General features: G+C 71.2%; 7 protein-coding genes. 4 read left to right on the top strand and 3 right to left on the bottom strand.

Annotated features, from left to right (window positions below; genetic code table 11):
• Positions 1–56: 56 nt before the first annotated feature.
• Positions 57–1,604 carry a sugar transferase gene (locus tag KK097_RS05110; protein ID WP_214543916.1) on the bottom strand — a complete coding sequence of 516 codons (1,548 nt, stop codon included), beginning with the start codon at positions 1,602–1,604 and terminating at the stop codon, positions 57–59.
• A 111-nt stretch (positions 1,605–1,715) separates the two neighbouring features.
• On the bottom strand, positions 1,716–4,397 hold the full coding sequence (locus KK097_RS05115) for a glycoside hydrolase family 2 protein (protein WP_214543917.1): 2,682 nt from the start codon (positions 4,395–4,397) through the stop codon (positions 1,716–1,718).
• 237 nt (positions 4,398–4,634) lie between these two features.
• Here KK097_RS05115 and KK097_RS05120 point away from each other — a divergent pair, with 237 nt between their 5' ends.
• The 3 genes from KK097_RS05120 to KK097_RS05130 all read left to right on the top strand — a co-directional run bounded on the left by KK097_RS05120 (position 4,635) and on the right by KK097_RS05130 (position 8,494).
• On the top strand, positions 4,635–5,054 hold the full coding sequence (locus KK097_RS05120; protein WP_027464885.1) for a hypothetical protein: 420 nt from the start codon (positions 4,635–4,637) through the stop codon (positions 5,052–5,054).
• A gap of 73 nt (positions 5,055–5,127) precedes the next feature.
• Positions 5,128–5,958 (top strand): aldo/keto reductase, encoded by an 831-nt coding sequence (locus KK097_RS05125; protein ID WP_214528808.1) that lies wholly within the window; start codon positions 5,128–5,130, stop codon positions 5,956–5,958.
• Positions 5,959–6,043: 85 nt separating this feature from the next.
• Positions 6,044–8,494 carry a M60 family metallopeptidase gene (locus KK097_RS05130; RefSeq protein ID WP_214543918.1) on the top strand — a complete coding sequence of 817 codons (2,451 nt, stop codon included), beginning with the start codon at positions 6,044–6,046 and terminating at the stop codon, positions 8,492–8,494.
• A gap of 24 nt (positions 8,495–8,518) precedes the next feature.
• Here the strand turns inward: KK097_RS05130 and KK097_RS18600 are convergent, their stop codons facing one another.
• Positions 8,519–9,658: a class I SAM-dependent methyltransferase gene (locus tag KK097_RS18600; RefSeq protein ID WP_214543919.1), complete on the bottom strand. Its 1,140-nt coding sequence runs from the start codon at positions 9,656–9,658 to the stop codon at positions 8,519–8,521.
• A 115-nt stretch (positions 9,659–9,773) separates the two neighbouring features.
• Between KK097_RS18600 and KK097_RS05140 the strand changes: the two genes are divergently transcribed.
• On the top strand, positions 9,774–11,530 hold a 1,757-nt coding region (locus KK097_RS05140; RefSeq protein ID WP_214543920.1), incomplete at its 3' end, for a hypothetical protein.

The following is an 11,530-nucleotide window of genomic DNA, read 5'->3' on the forward strand; positions in this document are numbered from 1 at the left end:
TGGATGCCCAGGCCGGGCCCCGGAACGGACACCGTTCGCACAGGGATTTGCAGCGCTCAGTACGCGCCGCGGGACCGCAGCACCGACGGGACGGTGCGGGCGAGGATCACGAGGTCGTGCAGGAACGACCAGTTCTCGACGTAGTGCAGGTCGAGGCGCACCCCTTCGGCCCAGTCGAGGTCCGAACGGCCGCTGACCTGCCACAGGCCGGTGATCCCCGGGGTGACGAGGAGTCGACGGTCCGCGAAGTCCTCGTACAGCGCGACCTCACGCGGCAGGGCGGGCCGTGGGCCGACCAGGCTCATCGAACCGGTGAGCACGTTCCACAGCTGCGGCAGTTCGTCGAGCGAGGTGCGTCGCAGGAACGCTCCGACCCGGGTCACCCGCGGGTCGTCCTTCATCTTGAACAGCGGACCGGCGCCCTCGTTCTCGGACTGCAGGGCAGCCATGCGCGCCTCGGCGTCGACACACATCGTCCGGAACTTCAGGATCGGGAACTCCGCTCCACCGCGACCGACGCGGACCTGCCGGAAGAAGACCGGCCCGCCGTCGTCGGCGCGGATCGCCAGCGCGACCACGGCGAGGACGGGGGAGAGCAGCGTCAGGCCGAGCGCGGCGCCGACGACGTCGAGCGTCCGCTTGCCCGCGCGGCGGCGGTAGTCGGGCGTCTCGACGTGCATGAGCGGCAACCCGTCCACGGGACGCTCGTGCACCCGCCCGGCGGCGATGTCGGCCAGGGGCGAGGACACCACGAGCTCGACGCCGTGCTCCTCGAGCTGCCACCCGAGTCGACGGAGGCGCGCGTGCCCACCGCGGACGGCACCCGCGACGACGACGGCCGAAACGCCCTCGATCCGAGCGTGCGCGAGCACGTCCTCGATGCCGCCGACGACCGGAGCCGTGGCCACCCCCAGGTCGACCTCGGCCCCGACCGGGGCACAGTCCGTCACGACGGCCCGCACTCGGTACCCGGCGCTCGGCGCCGAGGCGATCCGTGTGCCCACGTACCGGACGTCCTCGGCGTCACCGACGATCAGGACGTCCTGCAGGTGCTCACCTCTGGCACGGCTCCGGGCGAGTACCGTCCGGACACCCTTGCGGCCGAGCGCCAGGAACGCGAGCCCCAACGGGAACGCGATCGCGACGTACCCGCGAGCCAGGTCAAGCTGGGCTGCGTAGGCCACGACGGCGACTCCTGCGACCGCGACGAGGCTCGCGGTGACCAGACGGCGGTACTCGTCGCCGCCGATGCCGGCGATCCGGGGGTCGCGGGTGCGGAACACCGAGAGCAGGAGCATCCAGACCACGACGATGGCGGGGGCCACGACGAACTCGAACCAGCCCGACCGCGGTCGGACGGATGCGAGTTCCCAGGGGAACCGCACGACGTGGGCGATGACGAACGCGGCGAGCAGCAGCAGGAGGTCGAGCAACGTGACCGCGGGGACGAACCCTCGACTCGCCCCCGCGGGAGCGACCGTCCGGTGCGACGCGGTGGCCCCGGTGGCCCCGGCCTGCGAAGACACGAGCGCGGTCGGGTGCAGAACGGTCGGGTGCAGCACGGTCGGGACCGCTCCGGTGGGTGGGCGCATGGCCAGCGACATGTGAGACCTCCTGTCGACCGGTCGACGAGGAGGCCGATCGGACGCCGGAGTCGCTCAGGTCACGACAACGAGCGGCGCGAGACCGAATATATCACTTCACTATTTTGCATATCAACAGGCGAGGGCACGGTCCAGACTCCAGAGGACCGGCTCCGCTCGCAGTGCCGGGATGTCCGCTTCGGTCACGCCACCGAGCCGGAACACCACACGCTCGCCGGGCAGCAGCGTCATGAACCCGCGATCGACCGTGCCGCCGTCGGCGACCCGGTCCGGCTGCACCAGCAGGTCGCGCACGAGCGAATCGGCTTCGACCGTCAGGTCCAGGCCACCGTCGACCACCGCGAACGAGGTCCGGTAGCGGGCGGGCTCCCAGCGGATCGCAGCGTCAGGGCCAGGAGTCCAGACCGCGCGGCGCCAGTCCATGTCCGCGACGATGAGCTCGTTCGTCGGGTCGTCGACGACACCGACCGACTCGGGCAGGGCCACCACGGCGACGCCGGCGGCCGACAGCCGGACCGGCAGCGACACCTCGGCCAGGATCGTGCCGGCCGTGGTGATCCGGCGCACCCGCACGACACTGTCGTGCCCACCGCGCGTCGACCGCACGGCGACCTCGACGGGCGAGGACCCGAACGCGCCGGGCGAGACACCCAGCGAGAGCGTGTCCGCGAGCTCGCCCAGGTCGGCCGTCTCACCGACCGCAGCCGACCCACCCGGGTGATCCGGGCCTCCAGTCCGCTCCGCACCCGACGCACCCGCGGTACCGGCCGCACCCGGCGTCACCGAGACCGACGACACCGGACGGATCGTCAGCAGCACGTCGTCGTACAGCCGGCGCAGCTCGTGCGCGAGCGGCTTCAGCCGCCCCGCCGAGTCGATCGCCGACCACGACGCCACCGGCCACAGGTCGTTCAGCTGCCACACGACGACGCCGGTGTTGCGCGGCCAGTGCGTGCGCCAGTGCTCGATGCCGGTCGCGATCGCCCGCGCCTGCTGCAGCTGGGTCAGGTAGTGCCACGCGTCGAAGGCGGCCGGGTCGACCGTGCCGAAGCGCGGCTCCAGCCCGCGGGCCAGCTTGGCCATCCCGTCGGCCGCCTTCTGGTGGTGGACCACACCGGGCGAGTCGACCCGCAGGGGCGCGTCCGTGACCGCCTCGCGCAGCGTCCGCCAGGCGGGCGGCGCCTGCCAGCCGAACTCGGACACGAACCGCGGCACCGACTCGCGGTAGGCGGTGTCGGGCAACCGGTTCCAGGCGTCCCACGAGTGGTGCGTCTCGTGGTCGACCTCGTTCGCGGGGAGCGACTCGGAGCCGGACCACGGCGAGGCCACCGTGTAGAAGCGCGACGGGTCGACCGCGTCGACGATGGTCGGCAGCAGGTCGAGGTAGTAGTCGAGGCCCCAGCCCCGGTCACCCAGCTCCGCACCCCAGCCGTCGGCGTCGTGCAGCCAGATGTTCTCGTTGTTGCCGTTCCACACCACCAGCGAAGGGTGGCGGGCGAGCCGGGCGACGTTGTCCCGCGCCTCGGCGATGACCTCGCTGCGGATCGGCTCGACCTCCGGGTAGGCCGAGCACGCGAACGGGAAGTCCTGCCAGACGAGCAGTCCGAGCTCGTCGCAGACCTCGTAGAAGTCGCGCGATTCGTACACCCCGCCGCCCCAGACACGCACGAGGTTCGTGCCCAGCGATGCAGCGGCGCCCAGCCGGGACTCGAGCCGGGCACGGTCGACGCGCGAGACGATGACGTCGTCCGGGATCCAGTTGACGCCGCGGACGTCGACGAGGGTGCCGTTGACGTGGACGGCGAAGGGACGGCCGATGCCGTCGACCTGGGTGTCGATGCGCGTGGACCGGAAACCGGTACGGAACGTGTCGCGGTCGAGCACCTCGCCGTCGACGGTCTGCAGTTCGACCACGACGTCGTACTGCGCCTGCGCGCCGTACCCGCGCGGCCACCAGCGCCGCGCTTCGGGGACACGCACGGTCACGACCGTCTCGTCGTCCTTCGGGGTCAGCTGCGCGCGGGACCGCTGGCGTGTGGTGCCGCCGTCCTCGGTCTCGCCGCTGACGGTGACGACGAGCACGAGGTCGTCGTCCTCGCCGTCCTGGTCCAGGTCGTTCATGCCCGAGCGCTCGACGGTGATGTGCGTGTCGAGCACGCCCTCGCCGGCCTCGACGTCGACGAGCGGGCGGACCTCGCGCAGGCGCGCGGTCGACCAGCGCTCGATCGCGACCGGCCGCCAGGGACCGCTCGTGACCGCCGTGAGGCCCCAGTCCCACCCGAAGTTCGAGGCCATCTTGCGGATGTACGGGAACGGCTCGTCGTACGGACCGGGCATGCTGCCGGCCTTCGCGGCGACCCGGCCGGCCTCGCGGTACGGCGACTCGAACAGGATCTCGAGGTCCTTCGTGGCGCCGCCCGAGCCGGTCTGTACCCGTGCGTCGAACCGGTACCGGCGGTGCATGTTGCGGGTCGTGCCCACGACGACGCCGTCCAGGCTGAGCTCCGCGACGGTGTCCAGGCCGTCGCACACCAGGTCGACGCGCTCGTGGCCGCGCGGGTCGACGTCGACCGTGCGCCGGTAGGCCCAGTCGGCACGGCCGACCCACTTCGCGGCCTGCTCGTTCCGGTCGAACGTCGGGTCCGGCAACAGGCCCTCCCGCTCCAGGTCGGTGTGCACCTGGCCCGGCACCGTCGCCGGGATGGTGCGGCCGGCGACACCGTCCGGTGCACCGGTCCCTCCGGCCATGGTCACGGTCCAGTCGTCGCGGAGTTCCTCGCGGTCGAGGGTCATGCGGGTCCTTCTCTTCGGCGGCAGGGTGTCCGTCAGCCTCGGTCGGGACGCCGGCCGGCGGCCCGCCCCACGACCGGTCTTGACGGTCCGGAGGCGCGGTGCCGGTTGCCCGGGCGTCGTCACGTCGCGCGCGCGAACGGGTTGCGCTCGCGCGAGGGGTGCTCGGCGATGCTAGTACGGGATGCTTTCGGCAACCTAGGTGGTGACAGGGGCGGGTCACGCGGGCAAGGTGGGAACGTGATCACCGTCGAACTCGCCCGGTCCCTCCGCGACGCCGGCCTCCGCTGGCACCCCGAGACCGGGGACCGGTTCGTGATCGACAAGCCGGGCATCGACGACGACGTCTACACGGTGTCCGAGATGACCGTCGAGCGGCACGACTCCCCCACCGGCACGATCCTCGGCTTCAACGGGACCACCGAGTGGGCGCTCGACTCGGTCACCGCCACCGAGTCGCTCTGGCTGCCCCGCGAGGACCAACTGCGCGAACTGCTCGGGCCCTCGTTCATCGGCCTGACGCGGGTGCAGGTCGGCGGCCGCGTGGTCTTCACGGTGACGGCGACGATCGGCGGGGCCGACCGCAGCTTCGCGTCCGAGGTGCCGGCGATCGCGTACGGGCAGGCCCTGCAGGCGTACATCACGGCAGCGCTCGCGTGAACGGCGCGCCCGGGGTCGCCGTTCCTGGGCGTTGGCGGAATGGGCGCTGAGGGGCGTTTGGTTGCATGACACCATGACCGTTCCGAACATCACCCTGAACGACGGCAAGACCATCCCGCAGCTCGGCTTCGGTGTCTTCCAGATCGACCCCTCCGAGACGAAGGCCGCCACGCTGGCTGCGCTCGAGGTCGGCTACCGCCACATCGACACCGCCGAGATGTACGGCAACGAGAAGGAGGTCGGTGAGGCCATCGCTTCGTCCGGCATCCCGCGCGAGGAGATCTTCGTCACCTCGAAGCTCAACAACGGCTTCCACGACCCCGAGGCTGCGCTGGAGAACGGCAAGAAGTCGGCCGACCTGCTCGGCGGCTACACCGACCTGTTCCTCATCCACTGGCCGCTGCCCACCGTGTCGGACTTCGTCCCGACGTGGAAGGCCCTCGAGGAGCTGTACCACGCCGGCACCGCCCGCTCGATCGGTGTCTCGAACTTCCAGGCACACCACCTGCACCGCCTGCGGGCCGAGACCGACGTCCCGCCGTCCGTCAACCAGATCGAGGTGCACCCGTACCTCGTGCAGGACGACCTCCGCGCCGTGAACCGCGAGCTCGGCATCGCGACCGAGGCGTGGTCCCCGATCGCGCAGGGCCTCGTCCTCGACGACGAGACCATCACCCGCATCGCCGCGTCGGTCGGCAAGTCTCCGGCGCAGGTCGTCCTCCGCTGGCACATCCAGCGCGGCGACATCGTGTTCCCGAAGTCCGTCACCCGCGCCCGGGTCGAGGAGAACTTCGCGATCTTCGACTTCGAGCTCTCCGACGAGGACATGACGGACATCACCGCACTCGACAAGGGCCACCGCACCGGCCCGGACCCCGACACGTTCGACTACGTGCCGGCGTAGTCAGGAGTTCGTCGGAGGGCGGTCGCGCAGCGCGCGGCCGCCCTCTTTCGCGCTTCGGCCGGCCCGTATTTGATATTCTTATTTCATGCGCTATTCGATCCTGTCCTCACGCGTCCTCACCACTGTCCTCGTCGTCGCGGGCACGATCGTCGGCGGTGGGATCACCGCCGTCGGGGCAGCATCGGCTCCGACACCCTCCTCGTCCTCGACGGCCCCGGCAGGCAGGGCCTCGATCGTGCACACGGACGACGACCTCGCGACGACCGTGCTGGTCCGGGGCCAGGGCGACGCCGAGACGGAGCGCCGGCGCGAGGGCCGCAGCTACCGGCACAGCGACCTGCAGCCCGCTTCCCGCTTCGCACCGAAGGGCACCGAGGTCGAGGTGACCCTGCCTGCCGGTGCGCCGGCGATGCACGTCGGCATCGGCCTGTACGGCAACTACGCCGCGCACAACGGGGGCTCGGCGGTCGGCATCAAGACCTTCCCGGTCACCGCGGGGACCACCACGGTGACCGCCCCCGTGGACGGGCTCGTGTACCTGATCGACCGGTCCCCGTCCGGCTCGCACGAGGTGACGGTCCGGGGCGGAGCGGCGCTGCCCACCTTCATCCTCGGCACGACCTCTGACGACGAGTTCGCGAGCGACATGGGCGAGAACGACGACGCGGCCTTCGTCACGATCATCGGTGCGCGGACGTTCTCGGAGCCACCGAACGGCGCGTTCTCACGGATTCCGCGAGACCTCTCCGGCCGGGTCGAGCTCTGGGACCGTGTCGTCGGACTCACCAACGCGCACTTCGGCCTCCTCGACGACGCCGTCGGGCTCGCACGCAAGTCCCCGCAGCGCCTGCACATCACGATGCCCGACACCGGTGGTGCCTACGCGAGCGCCGGGCACGACCGGATCACGATGCCGCGGAGCAGCGGCGCCGCATCGGAGTTGCTCGCAGCGGCACCGGGTGACATGTGGGGCTTCTGGCACGAGGTCGGCCACACGTACCAGACGCCCGCGTACAACTGGGCGGGCATGGGAGAGGTCGTCGTCAACACCTCCGTGCTCGACGTCCAGCACGCGATCAGCGGCGAGAACCGACTCGACCGCCAGAGCGCGTCCGCGGTCGCCGCGTACTTCGCGAAGCCGCTCGACGAGCGGGCCTACCACTCCCAGGACGGCTGGGTGAAGATCCTCACGTTCGACCAGCTCCGTCGGAGCTTCGGCGAGCACTTCTACCCCCGGCTGAACCAGGCCCTCCGGACCGGCCTCGCGCTCGGCGAGGTCAGCACGCCGGACAACGGCGACTCGAAGCACCAGCTGTTCGCGCGGACGGCCGCGACGATCGCCGACCGCGACCTCCGCCCGTTCTTCGCCGAGTGGGGATTCCCGCTCTCCGCGGAGACCTCGGCCGCACTCGCCGAGCTCCCGCCGCTCACCACCCACATCTGGGAGAACCGGACGTCGGCGACGGACCGCCTCGACCACGACCTCGCCCCGTACGCCGTCCCGGTCGGCCGCATCACCGGAGACCAGCCGTCGGTCGTGGTGGGACAACAGCGCCTCGACCAGACACCCGAGGTCACCGACCTGCAGAACACGGACGGCCACGGCGTGCCCGAGTACGCCGGGCAACTCGTCTCGGCAACCGCGACGGGGACCGGAACGCTGCTCGTGGCGCTCCGGAACAGCCTGGGCATCCGCGAGGTCCTGACCCGCCCGGTCACCGTGACCCCCGGGAACATGTTCTCCTTCGACGGGCTCGCCGAGCGGAACGTCATGCGTCTGGTCACGGACCCGAGGGAGCGCGTCCTGCGGCTCTTCGCCGGGACGACGTACAACGCGCACGCCTCGTGGGGCGGCAACGAGTACGTCGGCTTCACACTCCGCAGCGCGGACCGCCGGGAGCAGATCGGCACGTGGTCGGTCCGCGGCAACGAGACGGCCCACGCCCTGGCGTCCGGCTTCGCGCAGGCGTACGAGGACGGTCAGGTACTCGAGGTGCGCCACGCTGAAGCACGCTCACGCCTCGATCGGTGGGCCGACAGCGCGCTCCAGCCGGCGGACGCCGCCACGGTGCAGCGCTACCGGATCACGGACGGTCGCTTCGAGCCGATGGCCGCTGATCCGATCGTCCCGAGCGCGGCTGCCTCGGTGGCGCTGTCCCGCCGCGTGGACACGCGTGTCGAAGCGCGACTCGCGACCACGCGGTCGATCGAACAGCTCAGCGCTTCGGTGACCCTGAACGCTCCGTCCGCGACGACCTTCGCTCCCGGCCAGACCACCCTGATCGCCGAGATCCGTCGTCCGAACGGTTCCTGGACGCCCGAGACCCGCTTGGACCTCGGAGGGCTCTCCACGAACGACTCGGGCACCGTGCTCACCGCCACGCTGGATCCGGTCGCGATCGACCTGCCGTCCGGCACCCTGATCCGTTGGTCACCGCTCGTCCGGGTCGGCCCCGGGGCTCCGGCCGGGTCCAGTGGGCTCGGCTACGTCGTCGCGGGCACGGTCGACGGGGTCGCGACGCGCATTGTGGGGTGAGCGCCGACCGGGCAGCCCCGCCCGCTACGTGCGGCGCGAGGCAGTCACGGTGAACCGGTCCGTCCGGAGGACCTGACGCGTCGGTCCCACCGCGCGCTCCAAGGACGGCCGGTACCGCAGGTGCGAGTTCCAGACGCACCACAGTTCACCGCCGGACTGGAGGATCGTGGCCGCGTTCCGGAACATTGCCTCGGCGGCGTCCGTGGTCACCGTGGTGTCCGCGTGGAACGGCGGGTTGCACAGCACCAGTTGTGCGGACCCCGCCGCGAGCTCGTCGCCGGCGTCGGTCCGGACCGCCGTCACCCGGTCGGCGACACCGTTGGCCTCGGCGGTGGCGCCCGTCGACTCGACCGCGATGCGCGAGACGTCGGTGGCGATCACGCGGACGTTCGGGCGGCGCAGCGCGATCGCTGCCGCGATGACCCCGTTGCCGGAGCCGAGGTCCACCACGGTGCGCGCCGACGGCACCGCAGCGTCCATCGCCTCGAGCAGCACCCGGGTGCCGTGGTCGAGCGACGTCCCGGCGAACACGCCGCCGTGGGCGACCAGGGTCATGCCGAGGTCGTCGACGTGCACCGACCGGGGCCAGGGATTCGTCGTCGCGGCACGGTTGGCCTGTGCCTGCAGTGGGTCCTGCGCGATGAGCAGGCGCGACTTGCCCCGACCACGCGATGCCGTGACCTCGCCGAACGACCGCCGCAGCACGTCGTTCTGCGTCACGTGCATGAACTTCACGTTGCCACCGCAGAGCAGCACCACGTCGGGCGCCGCGAACCGGGCGACGGCGCGGGCGATCTCGTCCAGTCGGTCGTGCGACTTCGACAAACGGAGCACCACCAGCCGGACGTCGCGGAAGGCGTCCTCGAACGAGTCAGGGTGGTGGAACCCCCGCAGCCCGAACGTGCCGGCGTTGGCCTCGAGCGCCCGCTCGCCCACCAAGGAGTCCTGCACGACCCGGATGTCGCTCGCGCCGTACTGCGTGATGAGACCGAGCGTCAGCACCCCGTACCGATCGTCGACCACAGCGACCTCGCCGGGCTGGCGGAGCGCGTCGCCGTGCACGTGCGGTGCTTCATCGAGGAGGAAGCGGTCGGTGCCGTCGATCGCGATGAGGTCGGGCGCGTCGTCGTCGCGTCGGCGGAAGAGGTCGGCGAAGTCTGGCACCGCGTCAGCGTACCCGGCGGCTGACGTGACGCGGTGAGGATCGCACCCGATATGTGGCCAGATGCGGAATGTTACATGTCAATAGACTGTCAATCCCTGTCAAAGGAGTCCTCACATGGCACCCTCCCCGTTCCGTCGCGCTGCCGTCGTCTGCAGCGTCCTCACCGCCTCCCTCGGCTTCGGCTTGCTGACGCCCGCCGCCGCGACCGCTGCGCCGTCCACCCTCGCGACGCATGCCTCGACCGCCGCGGCCCACGACCTCGACGCGATCACGGTGGACCCGGGGCTGAGCGCGCCCCGTTTCCTCCAGGACTGGAGCACGCTCCACGGCGCACGGATCGTCGCCGGTGACGCCGGGCGTGACGCGGTCTGGCTGCTCGCCGGCGACGAGGTCCTCGACCACTCACCCGCGGGCGGCGCGTTCTTCCTGAACGTGCAGGACCGCCACAAGGACCTCGGGCTCGAGGTCATCCGTGTCCACACCGCCGCGGACGGCTCGCGGACCCGCACCGAGCGCATCGCCATGCCCCTGATGATCCGTGTCGACGGGCTGCAGGAGCAGAACACGTTCACGCCAGGCACCACCCACTTCTCCGGCAGTGCAACCGCCGGCGCCACCGTCGTCGCGAAGGACTCCACGTCGGGCGCCACCCTGTTCACGACCGAGGTCAGCGGGGCACGCAACGGGACCGGCACCTGGAACGCCGATGCCGACCTCTCCGACTCCGACCACGTGATCACCCTCACGCAGACGACGACCGACGGCCGGACGAACGAGCTCCGCGACGTGCGGTTCTCCCCGGCGGCATCGGACGCGCCGACTGCACCCACGCTGCAGACGACCGAACGGCGGCTCGACGGCTCCTTCGTGCTGACCGGCAAGTACGACGACTCGGTCGCCTCGGTCGCCGTCCAGGACACGGCCGGCGCGACGATCGCCGACGCGACGCTCGAGGAGACCGGCTACGTCGCCCGGATCCCCCAGGACCGCCTCGGATCGACGGTCTACGTCGTCGCGAAGGCCGCCGACGGCACGCCCTCGAGCCGCACCGCAGCCCCGCTGGCGCAGCTCCCCACCGACGCCTCGGTGCCGAAGCCGACGCTGAGCTCCGTGTACGTCCACACCGATGGCCGCGTCCAGGTCGTCGGCGAACCGGACGGCGCCGCGGCGCTCTGGATCCTCGACGGCGACCGCGTCATCGCCGGCATTCCGCGCAAGGAGATCTGGAGCTACGTCATCCGTGCTCAGGAGACCGGCAAGCAGCTCGAGATCGCCAACGTCGGGTTCGACGGGCAGGGGTTCTCCTCCTTGTCGGAGCGCGTGGCCCTCCCCCGTCTCCTGCAGGTCGACGGCGTCAAGGACGAGAACACGTACACGCCCGGCGCTCGCGCGTTCGAGGGCACGGCCGAGGCCGGCGCGACGATCACCGCCACCGACCAGCGCGGCCGTGAACTCTTCAAGACGCCGGTCGCCGGTGCGCGCTCCGGCGTGGGGACGTGGAAGGCCTCCGCCGACCTGACCAGCACGGCCGGGTACGACCTGACGTTCACCCAGACCACCGCCGACGGCCGCACGTCGGTGATGCGGAACATCGCGTTCACCGCCGACGAGGACACTGCTTCGCGTGACCTCACGCTCACCTCCCACCAGGCGGGCACGTTCACACCAGGGCCGCAGCGCTTCACCGGCACGGCGACCCCCGGCGCGACCGTGACCTTCAACCCGGCCGGCTTCGACCCCAGCAACGCCCGCCACAACCTGACCACGGAGGCGAACTCCGCTGGAGTCTGGACCATCGAGCGCAGCCTCGCCGACTGGCAGTACAAGGACGCGGCGTTCCGGCAGGACGCCGACGGCGACGTCGTCAAGCA

Origin of the sequence: Curtobacterium flaccumfaciens (assembly GCF_018598405.1) — a bacterium.
GTDB lineage: Bacteria > Actinomycetota > Actinomycetes > Actinomycetales > Microbacteriaceae > Curtobacterium > Curtobacterium aurantiacum.

What these genes read in the sequence shown, in the direction of transcription:
- KK097_RS05130 (WP_214543918.1), top strand. Translation starts at nt 6,044, where the DNA reads ATGCGCTATTCGATCCTGTCCTCACGCGTCCTCACCACTGTCCTCGTC.
- KK097_RS05110 (WP_214543916.1), bottom strand. Translation starts at nt 1,604, where the DNA reads ATGTCGCTGGCCATGCGCCCACCCACCGGAGCGGTCCCGACCGTGCTG.
- KK097_RS05125 (WP_214528808.1), top strand. Translation starts at nt 5,128, where the DNA reads ATGACCGTTCCGAACATCACCCTGAACGACGGCAAGACCATCCCGCAG.
- KK097_RS05115 (WP_214543917.1), bottom strand. Translation starts at nt 4,397, where the DNA reads ATGACCCTCGACCGCGAGGAACTCCGCGACGACTGGACCGTGACCATG.